The following is an 18,368-nucleotide window of genomic DNA, read 5'->3' as shown; positions in this document are numbered from 1 at the left end:
TCTATCATACTCTAGCTGAAAAGTTTTGATGGCAGTTCCAGAGTTAAGCTCTGGGATTTCACCACCAACTTTTTCAACCACCTACGAACTCTTTAAGCCCAGTAATTCCGAACTACGCTAGGTCCCTTCGTATTACCGCGGCTGCTGGCACGAAGTTAGCCGGACCTTCTTATTCGGGTACAGTCATTTTCTTCCCCGACGAAAGAGCTTTACAACCCAAAGGCCTTCTTCACTCACGCGGCATCGCTGCATCAGAGTTTCCTCCATTGTGCAAGATTCCCCACTGCTGCCTCCCGTAGGAGTTTGGGCCGTGTCTCAGTCCCAATGTGGCTGATCATCCTCTCAAATCAGCTATTGATCATAGTCTTGGTAGGCCATTACCCTACCAACAAACTAATCAAGTGCGGGCTCATCCAATGGTGCATAAAGCTTTCTCCGTAAAGACTTATCCGGTATTAGCACAAGTTTCCTCGTGTTATTCCAGGCCAAAGGGTAGATACCCACATGTTACTCACCCGTCTGCCACTAAGTATTGCTACTTCGTTCGACTTGCATGTGTTAGGCGTGCCGCCAGCGTACGTTCTGAGCCATGATCAAACTCTCAAGTTAAAAAACGGCGCACACTAGCTTCATATATAAATTGTAAGAATACAATCCATACGATTTTGAAGTGTGTACGACAAATTTTGGTAACCTTAACCGTCCACACTTCTCTTCTTAAATTTTTACTTTTTAAATAGCTAATTGGGTTTAAAAACGCCCAATAATCCTCACTAATCTATTGTTTAAACAATAATTTTATTGAGAAAGTGTGGTGCTTATAAGCTAAAATAAAAGTAAATCAAGCATTTAGCATTTAAATAAATGAAAAAATACTTAGTAAATACAAGGTTTTTTTTGATTTTTGCTCATTACTAAATTAATAATTAAAAATTCCAGATGATATTTAGTTTAAATAATATAATAAAATTGGTTAAGAGAAATATTGAATTCCTCTTTCTTCTTCTATTGCTATTAATTACTATCGCTAGCACTACATTTTATAATAATAATAAAATATCAATTAATGAAGATTATAAAGAAGTAATAAATAATATCTACTTTCAAAAAAGTGTTAATCAAATTTTTGATAATTTAAAGCCACGATATAAAAATATAGATCATAAAATTTCGAGCGGTGAAACATTTGATAAAATACTAAATAACTACTCTATTTCAGCTGAAGAAATTATAGAAATTAAAAAAAATTTAAATTCAGATTATAATTTAAATAACCTTAAAACTAATCTTGATATAAAATTTACAATTGATCAGTCAAACAATAAAAAAATTACCTCTTTTTTGTTTCCAATATCGAGAACTGAAAAGATTAAATTAACTAAAAATTTAGATACAGGTTTATTTGAAAAAAAAATAATCATTACAAATTTAAATAAAAAGATTATTTTTAAAGAAGGAAAAATTACACAGAGCTTATATAGAACTGCAGTTGATTTGAATGTTCAGCCTAATATAATTATTGAGTTTGCAAGGATTTATGGTTTCCAAGTTGATTTTCAAAGAGATATTAGAAAAAATGATAATTTTCAGATTATGTATGAAGTATTTGAGGATGATAATGGCAAAGTATTTGAAACGGGAAATGTTATTTTTGCAGATCTTAAATTAAGTGGAACAAATAATTCTTTATATTATTTTGATAAAAAAGGAAGTGAAGGACACTATGATAAAAATGGAAAGAGTGTTGAGAAGGCATTAATGAAAACACCTATTAATGGTGCAAGACTTTCTTCTTCATTCGGAATGAGAAAACATCCCATTGATGGCTATAATAAAATGCATAGAGGAACTGATTTTGCAGCACCAATGGGCACACCTATAATGGCATCTGGTAGTGGTGTTATTACTAGAGCTAGATGGTGTGGTGGTGGTGGCAATTGTGTGAAGATAAAACATAACTCAACATATGAAACTATCTACGCTCATATGAAAAATTTTGCACGCGGAATAAAAGAAGGCTTGAGAGTTAAACAAGGTCAAATAATTGGATATGTTGGATCAACTGGAAAATCGACAGGACCACATTTACATTATGAAGTGATTAAAAACGGAAAAAAAATTAACTCCCAAAAATTAAAGTTACCTTCTGGAAAAACTCTAAAAAGTAAAGAGAGAAAAATATTTGAAGTTACAAAAATTAAGTTAGATGTTTTAAAATCAGAATTAATTATTGGATTAAATTAAATTGCAGCAGGTTTTTTTTCTGCAGTCTTTTTTTCAGTAGTCTTTACAACCCTTTTAACTTCAGGCTTTAGAACTGTTTTGTTAACAGTTTCTAATTCTGTTTTAAATGGTTTTTCAACTTTAACTTCAGGCTCAATCGGCTTAACCACCTCTACTGGAGAAGAATTAACTCTTGCCATTCTAAGACTTTCTTGCTCATTTTGAACTCTCGTAAAATGATCTGCATGTTGAAAGTAATTTTCAGATAAAACTCTATCTTCATTAGTAAGAGCTTCTCTAGCCATATCATTATATTTTTCAATCAGTTTTGAGGCATTGTGATTATTTCTACCTGGGACTTTCCTTTGAAAATTATCATTGTTAGAAAATTTTGACCCTTCGTTATTGCTTCTAAAAGGAGGTCTTCTATTATTATTGCTTCTAAAGGGAGGTCTTCTATTATTATTACTTCTAAATGTTACCATATTTTTATTTTTTAATTTAAATTTTAGTGCTGATTATACAGCGATCATTATTTCCATAATCTCTTATGGCCTTGTTTACGTAGAACCCTTCTTCTCTTAGTATTTTTTTAACTTTATTTTTTTGATTAAATCCAATCTCTAAAATAAATTTTCCATTTTTCTTAATCAGAGTTTTTGCTTTATTAATAACTTTTCTGATTTTTGAAAACCCATCAAACCCACCACTTAAAGCTAACTTTGGTTCAAAGTTAATAACATCTTTTTCCAAATATTTTAAATTAAATAATTCAATATAAGGAGGGTTTGAAACAATAAGATCATATTTCCCTAATTTAAAATTGTCAACACTAGAATGAAAAAACTTTACTCTAGTTGTTAAGTTCAGTTGTTTTGCGTTGAGTTTACTTACATTTATACTTTTTTTAGAGATGTCTATTCCAGTTCCATAAAAATTAGGCCTCTCTTTTAGTATGGATAAAAGAATACATCCAGAGCCAGTTCCAATATCTAAAACCTGCAATTGTGAATCTTTTGAATAAATTTTTATAACTTGTTCTATTATTAACTCAGTATCAGGTCTTGGAATTAATACATTTTTATTAACAAAAAAATTATCCTTCCAAAACTCTTTTTTGTTTATCAGGTATGCAATGGGTTCCCCTTTTTTTCTTCTTTCAATTAAATTTTTAAATATCTTCGCCTGTTCTGAGTTTAAAAACTCTTTAGGGTTTAAAATGATATGTTTCTTATCTCTCTTAATGGAATTAGATAATAATATCTCACTATCAAGCTGAGGATTAGGAATTCTACTTTGTTTTAGGATACGTATTCCCTCATTTAGAGTATTTTCTATATTCATTTTAATTAAGATTACTCAATTTCTCTTCTTGCGCTTGTAGTGTTAGGCTTTCTACCATTTCATCAAAGGCCTCACCTTCTAAAAAAGCTTCAAGCTTGTGTAACGTTAGATTAATACGATGATCTGTTACCCTTCCTTGTGGAAAATTATATGTTCTAATTCTTTCAGAACGATCTCCAGTTCCTATTTTACTCTTCCTATCTTGTGATCTTTCACCTTCTATTCTTGATCTTTCAAGCTCATACAATCTTGATCTCAAAATTAACATTCCTTTTGCTTTATTTTTGTGTTGTGATTTTTGATCTTGTTGAGACACAGATAATCCAGTTGGAATATGAGTGATTCTGACAGCACTATCAGTTGTATTTACAGATTGTCCTCCTGGGCCACCAGCTCTAAAAACATCAATCCTTAGGTCTGAGTCATTTATCTTTATATCAACCTCTTCTGCTTCTGGTAAAACAGCTACTGTTGCAGCAGATGTATGAATTCTTCCTTGAGTTTCTGTATCTGGAACCCTCTGAACACGATGAACTCCACTTTCATACTTCAGTGTTGAATAAATATTTTTCCCCCTAATTGATGCAATGACTTCTTTAAGTCCACCTGCCTCACTCTGGGACATGCTTATTAATTCTAATTCCCATTTTTTTTGATGGCTAACCTTTTCATACATTTTAAAAAGGTCTGAAGCAAACAAACTTGCTTCTAAACCGCCCGTGCCAGCTCTAATCTCTATAATTGCGTTTTTTTTATCTGCCTCATCTTTAGGTAATAAGAATAACTTTAATTTCTTTTCTATTATTTCATTTTCTGACTTGAGGTCTTTTAATTCAGTTTCAGCCATTAGTTTAAACTCAGCATCACTATCAGTATCACCTAAAATTTTTTCTAAATCTATTTTGTCTTCTTCATATGAAAAATATTTTTTAGCATCATCTATTACATCATTTAAATCTGAATATTCTTTTGATTTTTCAGCAAAAAGTTTTTTATCTACGTCACCTGTTGATAACTCTTTCTCCAATAAAGAGTGCTTAGATATTAAATCTTCAATAGTTTTTAGAGGTATCATTATAATTTTTTATCAAGTTCAGCGGCTTTTTTTTCTACTTCGCTTACAACTTTTGATATTATGTCTTCTGATAAAACTTTTTCACTTTGAATACCAGATAAATAAAGCATATTATTCCCTTTTCCACCTCCTGTTATGCCTATGTCGGTCATTGCCGCTTCTCCCGGTCCATTAACTACACAGCCAATAATTGATAGAGTTAAAGAAGTTTTAATATGAGAAAGTTTTTCTTCTAGTGTTTTGACAGTATCAATTACTTGAAAAGCTTGTCTTGCACAAGATGGGCAGGATATAATTCGCACACCTCTATTTCTTAAATTAAGTGACTTTAATATTTCATTACCTATTTTAATTTCTTTAACTGGATCATCAGATAATGAAATTCTTATTGTATCGCCTATCCCATCCATCAAAAGTGATCCTAAACCTATTGAAGATTTAATACTCCCCGAAATAAAACTACCTGCTTCTGTAATTCCTAGGTGCAAAGGATAATCTGTAACTTTTGAAAGTTGACGATATGCAGCTATAGATAAAAAAACATCTGAAGATTTAACACTAATTTTAAAATTAAAAAAATCTTGGTCTTCTAGAATTTTGATATTTCTTTGTGCGCTCTCAACTAAGGCTTCAGGACATGGCTCTTTATATTTTTCTAAAATATCTTTTTCAAGCGAGCCCGCATTTACGCCTATTCTTATCGAGCAGTCATTATTTTTGGCTGCACTTAATACATCATGTATTTTTGATTTATCACCTATGTTACCTGGATTAATTCTTAAACATTTTGCACCATTTTCTGCAGCTTCAATGGCTCTTTTGTAATGAAAATGAATATCAGCAATTATTGGTACAGAAACATTCTTAGTAATTTCCTTAAGCGCCAAAGAAGATTCTTCATCTGGACAAGAAACTCTGACAAGGTCAGCACCCTCTTCGTGAATATCATTAATTTGTTTAATGGTTGCTTGAATGTCTGTGGTTAATGTATTTGTCATTGATTGAACAGAAATAGGATTATCTCCACCTATTTTTACATCACCAACATTTATAACCTTTGTTTTCTTTCTATGAATATCTCTAAATGGTCTTAAGCTCATTATTTAATCTAATTTAAATTCTTTATGAAGGGCAGCTATAGCTTTTTTTACATACTTGTTAGATATCAAAACTGAAATTTTTATTTCAGAAGTTGAAATAACCATAATATTAATTTTTTTTGATGCTAGCGCTTGAAACATTCTATAGGTAATTCCAGGCGTTGTAATCATGCCAACCCCTATAATTGATACTTTAGAAACATTACTATCTTGTGTGAATTTTCTAAAAGAGATTTTTTTATTTTGTTTTATAATTTTTTCGGTTTTTTTTAAATCTTCAGATTTAATAGTGAAAGTTAAGTCTGTTTCTTTGCTATTTAATGAAATATTTTGAACAACCATGTCTACATTTATTTGGTTAAGTGACAATGGTTTAAAAATAGAAGCTGCAACACCGGGCTTATCCTTAACACCAATCATTGTAACCTTGGCATCATTTTTTGTGGATGTAATTCCTGTTATAATTTGATCGCTAAAAGATTTTTTATTATTTGTTATTAAAGTTCCTTTCTTTTTTACAAATGAAGATTTAACTGAAAAGCTTATATTATTTAATTTAGCATCCTGTACAGATGTTGGCCGCATAACTTTTGCTCCTAGAGATGCCATTTCAAGCATTTCATCATAAGAAATTTTATCAATTTTTTTTGCTTTTAAATGACTTCTTGGATCTGTTGTGTATACACCATCTACGTCTGTATAGATATCACAAGCATCAGCATTAAAAAATTTTGCTAACATTATTGCTGAAGCGTCAGTTCCTCCTCTGCCTAATGTGGTAACTCTATCATCTGAATTGATTCCTTGAAAACCGGTAATAATTGGTATTCCACCTGATTTCATATAACTGAATATTTTATTTTTATTAATCGTGTTAATTCTTGATGAACTATATGGACCCTCAGTAATAATTGGCACCTGCCAAGACATCCAAGATCTAGCCCTAAACCCAAGATGCTTTAATCTGCCAGCAATTAATGCACATGCTGCTTGTTCGCCTGTAGATAGCAAAACATCATATTCGGCTGCATCAAAATTTTTACTCAATTCTTTTGTTTGTTTAATCAATTGATTGGTTGTCCCACTCATTGCAGAAGAGACCACAATTACTCCTAATTTTTTCTTTTTATAAGTGGCTATAATTTTAGCTACATTCTTAATTCTGCTTATATTTCCTACAGAAGTTCCACCAAATTTTAATACAACAGTTTTCATTGATAATTTTGTTTAATTAATATTGATAAAATACATCTTAATTGTTATGTCCACAAGTCATCTATTATGAATTCAATAAATAAAAAAGAAATAGAAAAATTTTCTAAAATTGCTGAAGAATGGTGGAATCCTAACGGAAAATTTAAACCTCTACATAATTTTAATCCTATAAGAATTAAATATATAAAAGAAAATATAATTCAAGATTTCAAAATTAAACCTTCAGAACAGCCATTAAAAAAAATTAACTTGCTGGATATTGGTTGTGGTGGTGGATTATTATCTGAGCCAATGTGTAGATTGGGGGCTAATGTACTTGGAATAGATGCTTCAACAAAGAATATTGAAGTTGCAAAATTTCATGCAAAAAAAAACAAGCTTAAAATAAACTATAAAGTTACATCACCAGAAAAATTAAAAACTAATATAAAATTTGATGTAATTTTAAATATGGAAATAGTTGAGCATGTTGAGAATATAGATTTTTTTATTAATGAGAGCGCAAAACTGTTAAAAAAAAATGGTATAATGTTTGTAGCAACTTTAAATAAAACTTTAAAGTCGTATGCATTCGCAATTATAGGAGCTGAATATATTTTAAAATGGCTACCTATAGGAACTCATGATTGGGAAAAATTTGTCAAACCTAATGATTTAATAAAAATTTCAGAAAAAAATAGTTTATCTCTAAAAAAATTAGATGGTATGAAATTTAATTTATTAGATAATAGCTGGAAAATAAGTAAGGACACATCTGTTAATTATATTGTTAAATTAAAAAAAAATTAATTTATATTATTTTTTATCCATGGTATTATTTCTGCTTGTATACCTTCCTCTTTTAATTCTTTAAGATCCTGTTTTGTTGTAGTGCCATAAATCCCTTTTGAAGCTTTTTTATTTTTATAATGAAGAGACCTTGCTTCATAAGCAAAATTTTCACCAACATAATCAAAATTTTTTTTAATAAATTCTTGATATTTTAAAATTGCTTTCTTTGTTTTTTTATATTTTTGAGTTTTATTATCGGCCTTAGAATTATTCTTTGGGATAAATACACTAGGTGACATTAAAGTTTTTTCTATACTTAATGAATTACAAGTATGACAGTTAATAAAATTTTTTTTTTTTAATCTCTCATATTCTTTAGAAGAAGAAAACCAGCTATCAAAAATAGTTTCACAATCTTTACAAATAAGTCTGTATTTGATCATGTAGTATAGTTAATGGTTAATATACTTAATTCAATATCCAATTAACTTCTATAATCAGCATTGATCTCTATATATTTTTTTGTCAAATCCATGGTGTAAACAGTAAAGTTTTTTAAACCCATATTAAGATTTATTGAAACATCTATTGATTGATTTTTCATATAATCTGCTACATCACTCTCTTTATAATTTTTTACAAGTTGTCCTTTTTCTATAATTTTTATTTTACCAAATTGAATTGATAGTTTTTTTAAATTTATATCAACGTTAGATTTACCAATAGCCATTATAATTCTTCCCCAATTTGGATCTTCACCTGCAATAGCTGTTTTAACAAGTTTTGAATTAGCAATAGAAAATGCAATTTTTTTAGCATCTTTATCATTTTTTGATTTAACAACATTAACTGTTATAAATTTACTGGCTCCCTCACCGTCTTTAACTATTCTTTTTGACAAGTTTAATAAAACGGAGTGTAAAGCTTTATCAAAGTTAACTATCTTTTTATCATTAATATTATTTATAATTGGATTTTTTACCTTACCAGTTGAAAAAATTGAGACCATATCATTTGTGCTTGTGTCACCATCACAAGTTATTGCATTAAAAGTTGTATCAATATTTTTTTTAAGCAATTTACTTAAGATGTCATTTGAAAGGTCTGCATCTGTAAAAATATAACCTAATGTGGTTGCCATATTTGGAAAGATCATTCCTGAACCTTTTGCTATTCCATAGATTTTAACTTTTGTATTTCCAATTTTGCACTCTTCCATTGCAAGCTTTGGTTTTAAATCAGTTGTCATGATACCTAGTGCAGCCTTCATCCAGATAAGCTTATTTTGAACATACTTAATTTTTTTAATCAATTCTGGTATATTCTTTTTTATTTTTTCAGCTGGATATTTTTCTCCTATTGTTCCTGTGCACCCAAAAAGAATTTCATTATCGGATATTTTTTTTGGATAATCCTCGTCTTTTTTTTGTTTTTCTGATAACTTGATGGATACCTCTTTTGCAATTTCTTTTAAACCTCTGTATCCATCTTTGCCTGTGAAAGCATTAGCATTTCTAGTATTGACTATAAGAGATTTTATTTTTTTACTTTTTATATTCAAGTTCCATTTTATATTTTCTGAAACTATTTTTGATTGTGTATAAACAGAGGCATAGTTTGCCCCATCTCTGAAATAGAACATAACCAAGTCATCTCTTGGTTTGGTATATAAATTTGCACAAATGGCTGATATGGAAACTCCATCTATATGCTCTAGATCTTGAAAGTCGTTCATTTTAGAGTTGAAAGTTTGAGTGTTTATAAAGTTTTTAAGGTTTAATGACATCTATTTAAAATTTTTATTTAATACTTATATTAAAAGTTATAATTAATTATATATCAAAAAAATCAGATGCTTAATCCTTTAAATTTTCTTTCAAAGTTCATTAAATCAAGCAATCAAAAAGAGCTTGATCGCATAGCTAAAATTGTTGAAAAGGTTAATTCTTATGAGGCTATAATTAAAGAGATTACCGATGAAGAGTTTCCTAAAAAAACAAATGAACTTAAAGAAAAGCTTAATGAGGGCAAAAGTGTCGACGATCTATTACCTGAAGCTTTTGCGCTCGTAAGAGAGGCATCAAAAAGGACCAGAAATGAAAGACATTACGATGTTCAAATAATAGGTGGCGTTGTTCTTCACGAGGGAAAAATTGCAGAAATGAGAACTGGTGAGGGTAAAACACTTACCATAAGTCTTGCAGCTTATCTAAATGCCTTGCTTGATAAGGGTGTTCACATTGTTACCGTTAATGACTATTTGGCCAAAAGAGACTCACAAGAAATGGGGGAAATTTATAAATTTTTAGGATTGACTTCTGGTTATATAAATAATGATCAAGATGATTACGAAAGAAAGAAAAATTATAATTTTGATATTACATACGCAACTAACAGTGAACTAGGATTTGATTATCTAAGAGATAATATGAAGCTCACTAAAGAACAAATGGTTCAAAGAGGTCATGTTTATACTATTGTAGATGAAATAGATTCCTGCTTGATTGATGAGGCTAGAACTCCATTGGTAATTTCTGGAGCCGCTGAAGATAAAACAGAGCAATATCTTGCAATCGATAAATTAGTTAAAAGACTAACACCCAAACATTATGAAATTGATGAAAAAGATAAAAATATTTTACTTACAAATGATGGAATAAATAATGTGGAAGAAATATTTTCTAATGCAGGAATTTTAAAAAATAATAACTTTTATGATCCTGAAAACCTGAGCTTAGTTCATCATGTTAATCAGTCTTTAAGAGCAAATCATCTATTTGAAAAAGGAAAAGATTATATAATTAAAGATGGGATGTTAAAAATTATCGATGAGCTTACTGGAAGAATCTTGGAAGGAAGAAGGTTTGGAGATGGACTTCATCAAGCTCTTGAAGCAAAAGAAGAAATTGATGTACAGGCTGAAAACCAAACACTTGCATCTATAACCTATCAAAATTATTTCAAACTTTATAATAAGATTTCTGGATGTACTGGAACTGCTGCAACTGAATCTCAAGAATTTTATGAAATATATAATTTAATTGTTGTTATTATACCCACCAATAAAAAGATGATTAGAAAAGACTGGAACGATCAAATTTTTAGAACTGAATTGGAAAAAAATAAAGCCATCATTGAAAAAGTTGTTGAATGTCACAAAAAAGGACAGCCAATTTTAGTTTTTACTTCCAGTATTAATAAGTCTGAAATTTATTCAAAATTACTAAATGATGAAAAAATAAAACATGTTGTTTTAAATGCAAAAAATCATGAAAATGAAGCTGAAATCATAGCAAATGCAGGAAAAATGAACTCAGTTATAATTACTACAAGTATTTCGGGAAGAGGAGTTGACATTCAACTAGGTGGGAAAAAAGGAAGCCAACCTGACGAAGAACTTTTAGTAAACAAGAACAAGATAAAATCATTAGGTGGATTATATGTGATTGGCACTGAAAGAATGGAATCTAGAAGAGTTGATAACCAAGCAAGAGGAAGGGCTGGACGTCAAGGGGATGAAGGAAGTTCAATTTTTTATGTTAGCTTAGAAGATGATTTAATGAGAATTTTTGGCTCAGAATCTATGAATACCATCTTACAAAAGCTAGGATTAAAAGACGGTGAAAGTATTGACCACCCTTGGATTAATAAAGCACTTGAAAGAGCACAACAAAAAGTTGAAGCAAGAAACTTTGATATAAGAAAAAATTTACTTAAATTTGACGATGTTTTAAATGATCAAAGACATGTAATATTTTCTCAAAGAAACAATGTAATGAATAGCCAAAAGGTTTTTGACTATTCAGATGAATTTTTATCAGAAATTACAGATCATTTAATTAGCCTAAAAGCTCAAAAGTTATCAAGAGTTAAGAATAACGAATTTAATAATCAATTAAAAATTTTACTTGGAAAAAATGTCGATGATAATGAGTTTGAAAATTTAACTAATTTAAAAGACCCAGATTTTAAAGAAAAAATTAATTCTAAATTTTTACAATCAAGAAAAGAAAGAATTAAAATGCTAGATGAAGAAAAAGCAAAAGAAATTGAAAAAAGAATTTTTCTTCAATGCATCGACTTAAATTGGAAGTCACATATTCAATATCTTGAACAATTAAGACAGGTTATAGGACTTAGAGCTTATGGTCAGAGAGATCCATTAGTTGAATATAAAAAAGAAGCCTTTCATCTTTTTGAAAATTTACTAAATAAACTAAAAATTGATTTTGTAACAATTTTAATCAATTTAAAAATAATACATGAACAAAATAATGAGGATAATAATTTTAAAAAAAAGAAATAGAAATTTCAAATAACCCCAAATGTTTACTACTAAAAAAAAAGGGAGAAAAAATTTCAAGAAATGAAAAATGTGAGGCTACAGGTAAAAAGTTTAAGAATTGCTGTGGCGCTTTATAGGAAAAATATAAAGCAACCCAACAAAACTATTATAACAAAAGAAATTCCTAAATTTATTTTTGATCTACAAAAGTTTTCAATAAATGTATTTACTTTATTTTTTTTCATACTTAGTGCACTCAAATCATCTAATTGACTGACAAATCCTTTTGACCTTCCAATGGTTAAAAATTTATTTTTTCTATGGTTTAAAACTTCATCTCCAGTCATGTTAAAGAATTCATTTAAGTTATTTTCAATAGATTTTCTTACATTGTCTAAAATTAAATCTCTATCTCTATGAGCCCCTCCAATTGGTTCTGGAATAATTTCATCAATTACTTTCAATTCTAAAAGATCTTTTGAAGATAACTTCATTGCTCTTGCCGCATCGAGTGTTCTTTTGGGATCTCTCCATAAAATTGTTGCACACCCTTCAGGAGATATTACTGAATAGATTGCATTTTCTAGCATGATAACTTTATTGGATGAGGCTAAGGCTATTGCTCCACCAGATCCACCTTCTCCAATAACAATTGCAAATGTTGGTACACTTAATAACATGCAACATTCTATCGATTTTGCAATTGCCTCAGCTTGACCCCTTTCCTCGGCCCCAACACCCGGGTATGCACCTGGAGTGTCTATAAAAGAAATTATTGGAATATTAAATTTATTTGCAAGCTTCATTAATCTAATAGTTTTTCTATAACCCTCAGGTCTCATCATTCCAAAATTTCTTTCAATTCTAGTTTCAAGGCTATCACCTTTTTCTTGACCTATAACTAAAACTGATTTTTTATTGAATTTTGCAAATCCAGCTAATACTGATTTGTCTTCTCCATAAAATCTATCTCCCGATAATGGGATAAAATCTTCAAATAAATTATCTATAAAAAACTTAGCTTTAGGTCTATCTTCATGTCTAGCAACTAAGGTTGTTTGCCACGGATCAAGGTTAGAATAAAGCTCTTGTAATTTTTTATCTATTTCCTCTTGAGACTTAGAAATTTTTTTTGTATCCACCTCTGAAAGTCCATCTTGATTATATGGATCTTTTAGTTTTTCTATTTCAGCTTCTAAATTTTTAATATCTGTTTCAAAATTTAAATAATTTTTCATATGAATAATTTTAATTATTAATTAATTGTCAAAAAAGGCAATAAAATGTTTTAAATATTTAATATTTGACTTAATTATATTAACAAGTAGTCTTGTTTTATATCGGGAGAGACTAAGTATATTAGCGCCGAAGGAGCAACCACCCCGGAAACTCTCAGGCAAAAGGACCGATAACAAGCATAACACTCTGGAAAGAGATTTAATCTCGCCGATGGAGCAAAACTCTCAGGCAAACATACAGATGGGGTAAAATGGGTGCTATGAAAGAACAATACACAAAAATACATAATCTATCAGTTTCTAATAAATTAATTAACTTCGTTAACGAAGAGCTACTTAAAGATGCGAATATCTCTTCAGAAAAATTTTGGGAAGGTTTTGACAGAGTAGTTCATGAATTGGCTCCAAAAAATAGAGACCTATTAACAATAAGAGAAGATTTGCAAAAAAAAATAGATTCTTGGCACATTGCAAATAAAGGAAATGAAATCAATTTAGAAGAATATAAAAAATTTTTAAAAGAGATTAACTATTTAAAAGAAGTAGGTCCCGATTTTAAAATTAAAACAAGTAATGTTGATGAGGAAATAACTAGTATTGCTGGACCGCAATTAGTAGTTCCAATCATGAATGAAAGGTATGCACTGAATGCTGCTAACGCAAGATGGATGAGTTTATATGATAGTTTATATGGTACAGATATAATCGAACAGTCTGAAGATAGCACTTCTCAGAGATATGATCCTTTAAGAGGTGAAATGGTCATAAAATATGGAAGAGACTTTTTAAAAAAACATTTTCCTTTAGAAAATTTAGAATGGCACAATATTACAGGATTTAAAATTAATGACGGTTCTTTAATTGTATTAAAAGATGACGTTGAGACATCTCTAAAAAATAAAAATAAATTTATCGGTCATAGAGGAGAGGCTAATGACCCCTCTGCAATAATTCTAAAAAATAACAATCTTCATATAGAAATAATTATAGATTCAAATGCTTTTAGTGCTCAACAAGATTCTGCTAAAATTAGTGATATTATTGTTGAAGCGGCAATTTCAACTATTTGTGATAATGAGGATAGTGTTACTGCGGTTGATGCTGATGACAAAATTATTTGTTACCGTAATTGGCTAGGTCTGATGAAAGGTGATTTAAAATCAACATTTAAAAAAAATGGAAAAACCTATGAACGTAAATTAAATCCTGACAGAAGTTATATTTCTAAAGATGGAAAAGGATTAAAATTGCATGGAAGAAGTTTATTATTAGTAAGAAACGTTGGACACCTTATGACTAATTCTGCAATTCTTTTAAAAGATGGTTCTGAAATACCAGAAGGAATTATGGATGCTTTTATAACTTCAGCTGCGTGCCTTCATGATCTAAACAGAAAAGGCAACTCAAGAAATGGATCTATTTATATTGTTAAACCAAAAATGCATGGTCCTGATGAAACAGCATTTACAGATTTAATTTTTACTAAAGTTGAAGAAATTTTGGAGTTAGAAAAAAATACTTGTAAAATTGGTATTATGGATGAAGAAAGAAGAACTTCTTCAAACTTAAAAGAGTGCATTAGAACACTTGAAAATAGAGTATTTTTTATTAACACAGGATTCCTAGACAGAACTGGTGATGAAATGCATACTTCAATGGAAGCTGGTCCTATGATTAAAAAAGGAGATATGAAATCTTCTAAATGGATTGGCGCATATGAAAATAATAATGTTGATATTGGTCTGCAGTGTGGCCTTTCAGGTAAAGCACAAATTGGTAAAGGGATGTGGGCTATGCCTGACAAGATGAAAGATATGATGGAGCAAAAAACTGGTCATTTGATAGCTGGAGCAAATTGTGCTTGGGTTCCCTCACCTACTGCGGCAGCTCTTCATGCTCTTCATTATCATGAAATAAATATTTTTGAGAAGCAAATAGAAATTCAAAAAAGAAAGTCAGCAAAGCTTGATGATTTGTTAACAGTTCCAGTTGCAGATAGACCAAACTGGTCGATGGAAGAAATTAATTCTGAAATTTCCAATTCTGCACAAACTCTTTTAGGCTATGTTGTAAGATGGATAGATCATGGGGTTGGCTGTTCAAAAGTGCCTGATATTAACAATGTTGGTTTAATGGAAGATAGAGCCACTTTAAGAATTTCATCTCAACATATTGCTAATTGGATACATCACGATATTTGCACAAAATCACAAGTTATGGAAGTAATGAAAAAAATGGCAAAAATTGTTGATGATCAAAATAAAAATGATGCTGCTTATACTCGTTCTGGAAGAGGAAGTTACGAGATGATGTCTGAAAATTTTGAAAAATCAATTGCTTTTAAAACAGCTTGTGATTTGATCTTTAAGGGTAAAGAACAACCTTCTGGTTACACGGAACCATTATTACATCAAAATCGATTACTAAAAAAATCTACTCAGAATTAGTTTTAATTCCAGTTCTATTTTTAAAAGCTGAATATAAAGTTCCATCATCTAGGTTTTCTATTTCACCACCCACAGGTAAACCTTGTGCAAGTTTTGTAATTTTTGCACTCGTTTTTTTAAGACTGTCCTGAATATAATAGGCTGTAGTTTGGCCTTCAACAGTTGCACTTGTTGCTAAAATGACCTCTTCAATATTTTCTCTAATAACTCTTTCAACTAATGAATTAATTAAGAGATCTTCTTTTCTTTGACCAGCAGATGAAATTGTTCCACCTAATATATGGAAGTATCCTTTATAAATATTTGAATTTTCGATAGACCACTGATCTGCAATATCCTCTACAACACATATTTTATTATATTTTTCTTTTGTGTTTTCACAGTTATTGCATCCTAAAGAATTGGATTTTAAAGTGCCGCAAGATTGACATCTGATAACATTTTTATAAACTTGAGCTAGAGTATTAGCCATTGGCTTAACTAATTCATCCCTATTATTTATAAGTTTTAATACAATTCTTTTGGCAGATTTTGGGCCTAAACCTGGAAGTTTAGCAATTAATTTTATTAACTCTTCTATTTCATTAATATTTTGCATCTAATTAAAGTGGCCATTTAAAACCAGGAATACCAAACCCACTTGTAGACTTTGAAATTTCCTCAGATGTTTTTGATTTTAATTCAGATTTTGCATTATTATGGGCAGCCACTATTAGGTCTTCTATTATAACTTTATCTTCCCTCATCACTTCGTCTGATAAATTTATTTTAATCATTTCGTTTTCACCATTTAATGTAACTTTGATAGAATTAGAGCCTGATGATCCCTCAACCTGAATATTTTTAATTTTTTCTTGGCTCTCTTTCATTTTAGATTCTAATTCTTTAGCCTTATCTAAAATCTTAGTGAAATCAGTCATTCTTACCTTCTTTCTCATCAGGATTAACATCAACCAGCTCAGCGTCTGGAAATTTTTCTAAAATATTTTTATAAATTGAAGAATTTTTTACACTTTCTATTAGTTCTTTTTTTAAATTAAGTTCTGTCTCTTTTTTAGATGGCTGGCCTTTAGTTTTACTAAGCGTTATTATCCATCTATTGTTAGTCCATTCATAAAGTTTTAAAGATAAATCTTTAATAAAATCTTTGTCTAAATCTTCATTAAATGAAATTTCGATTCTTTGATCTTCAAAACTAACAAGATTAACATTTTTTTCTAATTCATATTTTAATTTAATCTCCTTTTTAGAAGAACATATTTCTAATAGGCTATCAAAAGAATTTATAAGATTGGTCTGCATTTCAACTTTTTTATTATCTTTTAATTTTATATCTTTCTCCTGAACAGTATTTTTCATTTGACCAATTGTTTTGGCCTTATCTTTTATTCCAAAAAAATCTTCTCCTTCTTTTTTTTGTGATAGAGATGTTTTGCTAATATTTTCATTTATCCGATGTGAGTCTTCATAGCTACTATCGGGTGTGTTCTTAATATTTTTTAAATGAATTAATCTAATTAAAAACATTTCCATTGATAAATGTTGATTGGAAACAATATCAAGCTCTTCTAATACTTTAATAGTAAACTGCCAAAATAATATTAAAGTTTCATTATTAATTTTTTCAGAAATTTCTTTAATTCTATTAAACTCCTCATCATTTAATGAAAAATTTGTACCATCAATGTCTAATGATTCAATATTCTTAAAGTAATATAAAAGCTCTAAAAAATCATTTATAAAAATTTTAGGTTCAACACCTTGATTATAAATTTCTCTATAAGTATTTAAAACTTCTGTCTCTTTACCTGCAAATATAAGTTGAAATAAACTAATTAATTGAGATTTGTCAAAATAACCAAATATTTTTTGCGCAGAAGTTAAATCTAACTCCTTATTTTTGTTTAGTGTAAGTAATGCTCTATCAAGTAATGATAGGGCATCTCTAACAGATCCCTCAGAAATCTTTACAATTAATTTAAGTGCGTCATCAGACGCATTACCTTTCTCTTTATCTTTAATTTTTTTGATAAAATCAAATAATTCTAAAGATTTAATTCTAGATAAATCAAACCTTTGACAACGAGAAACTACAGTGATTGGAATTTTTTTTATTTCTGTAGTTGCAAAAATAAATTTTAAATATTCGGGTGGCTCCTCTAAAGTTTTTAGCAATGCATTAAATGCTTGTTTGCTAAGCATATGCACTTCATCAATAATAAATATTTTATATTTAGCTGTGGTTGGGCCATATCTAGAAAATTCAATAAGATCTCTTACATCGTCAACACCAGTTTTGCTTGCTGCATCCATTTCCAATACATCAATATGATTTGAATTTGAAATGGCTGTACAATTTTCACAAAGATCATCTTTACAAAGTTCATCAATACCATTTAAACAATTTAAAGACTTTGCAACTATTCTTGCCGTGGTAGTTTTTCCAATGCCTCTAATCCCAGTAAAAAGATAGGCATTAGGGACTTTATTAGCTTTAATTGAATTAGAAATTGTTTCAGCAACAACATCTTGACCTATAAGATCATCAAATGTTTGAGGTCTATATTTTAAAGCTAAAACTTTTGTATTTTTATTCATTTTTATAAGGAGACTAGAACCTGAAAAACTGTCTCTACGACTGCTTCCGTTAAGATCTGGTCGGGTTCAAGC

General features: G+C 29.6%; 14 protein-coding genes, 1 rRNA gene, 1 pseudogene and 1 riboswitch (1 of these 17 only partly in view). Of the genes and pseudogenes, 4 read left to right on the top strand and 12 right to left on the bottom strand.

Annotated features, from left to right (window positions below; translation table 11 throughout):
• Positions 1–609 (bottom strand): 16S ribosomal RNA (locus tag ABXT58_RS00625); it reaches 866 nt to the left of the window's first position.
• Positions 610–939: 330 nt separating this feature from the next.
• On the opposite strand from ABXT58_RS00625, the gene ABXT58_RS00620 reads away from it, so the two are divergent.
• The gene (locus ABXT58_RS00620) at positions 940–2,244 is read left to right on the top strand and encodes a peptidoglycan DD-metalloendopeptidase family protein (protein ID WP_415304148.1); all 1,305 of its coding nucleotides are present in this window, start codon (positions 940–942) and stop codon (positions 2,242–2,244) included.
• On the opposite strand, the gene ABXT58_RS00615 is transcribed toward ABXT58_RS00620, so the two are convergent.
• From ABXT58_RS00615 to ABXT58_RS00595, 5 genes are read right to left on the bottom strand one after another with little or no spacing between them, the layout of a single operon-like run.
• Positions 2,241–2,708 (bottom strand): DUF4167 domain-containing protein, encoded by a 468-nt coding sequence (locus ABXT58_RS00615; RefSeq protein ID WP_415304147.1) that lies wholly within the window; start codon positions 2,706–2,708, stop codon positions 2,241–2,243. The two genes, ABXT58_RS00620 and ABXT58_RS00615, sit on opposite strands and share 4 nt — an antisense overlap.
• Before the next feature lie 16 nt (positions 2,709–2,724).
• Positions 2,725–3,567, bottom strand: a complete 843-nt coding sequence (prmC, locus tag ABXT58_RS00610) for a peptide chain release factor N(5)-glutamine methyltransferase (RefSeq protein ID WP_415304146.1) — start codon at positions 3,565–3,567, stop codon at positions 2,725–2,727.
• 1 nt (position 3,568) lies between these two features.
• Complete coding sequence (gene prfA / locus ABXT58_RS00605; RefSeq protein ID WP_415304145.1) at positions 3,569–4,642, bottom strand: peptide chain release factor 1; 1,074 nt, start codon at positions 4,640–4,642, stop codon at positions 3,569–3,571.
• The gene (ispG, locus tag ABXT58_RS00600) at positions 4,642–5,742 is read right to left on the bottom strand and encodes a flavodoxin-dependent (E)-4-hydroxy-3-methylbut-2-enyl-diphosphate synthase (RefSeq protein ID WP_415304144.1); all 1,101 of its coding nucleotides are present in this window, start codon (positions 5,740–5,742) and stop codon (positions 4,642–4,644) included. Before ispG ends, prfA begins: the two co-directional genes overlap by 1 nt.
• 3 nt (positions 5,743–5,745) lie before the next feature.
• Positions 5,746–6,957, bottom strand: a complete 1,212-nt coding sequence (locus ABXT58_RS00595; RefSeq protein WP_415304143.1) for an aspartate kinase — start codon at positions 6,955–6,957, stop codon at positions 5,746–5,748.
• A gap of 66 nt (positions 6,958–7,023) precedes the next feature.
• Here ABXT58_RS00595 and ubiG point away from each other — a divergent pair, with 66 nt between their 5' ends.
• The gene (gene ubiG / locus ABXT58_RS00590; protein ID WP_415304142.1) at positions 7,024–7,746 is read left to right on the top strand and encodes a bifunctional 2-polyprenyl-6-hydroxyphenol methylase/3-demethylubiquinol 3-O-methyltransferase UbiG; all 723 of its coding nucleotides are present in this window, start codon (positions 7,024–7,026) and stop codon (positions 7,744–7,746) included.
• Here ubiG and ABXT58_RS00585 read toward each other — a convergent pair.
• Positions 7,743–8,171 carry a DUF1178 family protein gene (locus ABXT58_RS00585; protein WP_415304141.1) on the bottom strand — a complete coding sequence of 143 codons (429 nt, stop codon included), beginning with the start codon at positions 8,169–8,171 and terminating at the stop codon, positions 7,743–7,745. The two genes, ubiG and ABXT58_RS00585, sit on opposite strands and share 4 nt — an antisense overlap.
• A 41-nt stretch (positions 8,172–8,212) precedes the next feature.
• Positions 8,213–9,514: a bifunctional glutamate N-acetyltransferase/amino-acid acetyltransferase ArgJ gene (gene argJ / locus ABXT58_RS00580; protein WP_415304140.1), complete on the bottom strand. Its 1,302-nt coding sequence runs from the start codon at positions 9,512–9,514 to the stop codon at positions 8,213–8,215.
• 66 nt (positions 9,515–9,580) lie between these two features.
• Here argJ and secA point away from each other — a divergent pair.
• Positions 9,581–12,150, top strand: a pseudogene (secA, locus tag ABXT58_RS00575) (preprotein translocase subunit SecA).
• Here secA and ABXT58_RS00570 read toward each other — a convergent pair.
• On the bottom strand, positions 12,145–13,251 hold the full coding sequence (locus ABXT58_RS00570) for an acetyl-CoA carboxylase carboxyltransferase subunit alpha (RefSeq protein WP_415304139.1): 1,107 nt from the start codon (positions 13,249–13,251) through the stop codon (positions 12,145–12,147). The pseudogene secA and the gene ABXT58_RS00570 sit on opposite strands and share 6 nt — an antisense overlap.
• 93 nt (positions 13,252–13,344) lie before the next feature.
• A riboswitch (glycine riboswitch) is annotated at positions 13,345–13,431 on the top strand.
• A gap of 71 nt (positions 13,432–13,502) precedes the next feature.
• Between ABXT58_RS00570 and ABXT58_RS00565 the strand changes: the two genes are divergently transcribed.
• On the top strand, positions 13,503–15,698 hold the full coding sequence (locus ABXT58_RS00565) for a malate synthase G (RefSeq protein ID WP_415304138.1): 2,196 nt from the start codon (positions 13,503–13,505) through the stop codon (positions 15,696–15,698).
• Here ABXT58_RS00565 and recR read toward each other — a convergent pair.
• The 3 genes from recR to dnaX are packed head-to-tail and all read right to left on the bottom strand — an operon-like array spanning position 15,685 to position 18,296.
• On the bottom strand, positions 15,685–16,296 hold the full coding sequence (gene recR / locus ABXT58_RS00560) for a recombination mediator RecR (RefSeq protein WP_415304137.1): 612 nt from the start codon (positions 16,294–16,296) through the stop codon (positions 15,685–15,687). The genes ABXT58_RS00565 and recR overlap by 14 nt on opposite strands.
• A 4-nt stretch (positions 16,297–16,300) precedes the next feature.
• Positions 16,301–16,618, bottom strand: a complete 318-nt coding sequence (locus tag ABXT58_RS00555) for a YbaB/EbfC family nucleoid-associated protein (protein WP_415304136.1) — start codon at positions 16,616–16,618, stop codon at positions 16,301–16,303.
• Positions 16,611–18,296, bottom strand: coding sequence for a DNA polymerase III subunit gamma/tau (dnaX, locus tag ABXT58_RS00550; RefSeq protein WP_415304135.1), 1,686 nt, complete (start codon positions 18,294–18,296; stop codon positions 16,611–16,613). The genes ABXT58_RS00555 and dnaX overlap by 8 nt, the downstream gene beginning before the upstream one ends.
• Positions 18,297–18,368 lie beyond the last annotated feature (72 nt).

It is taken from the genome of Candidatus Pelagibacter sp. Uisw_090, assembly GCF_047717845.1.
In the GTDB taxonomy this organism is placed as follows: domain Bacteria; phylum Pseudomonadota; class Alphaproteobacteria; order Pelagibacterales; family Pelagibacteraceae; genus Pelagibacter.
This window is presented reverse-complemented; position numbering and strand designations above follow the sequence as displayed.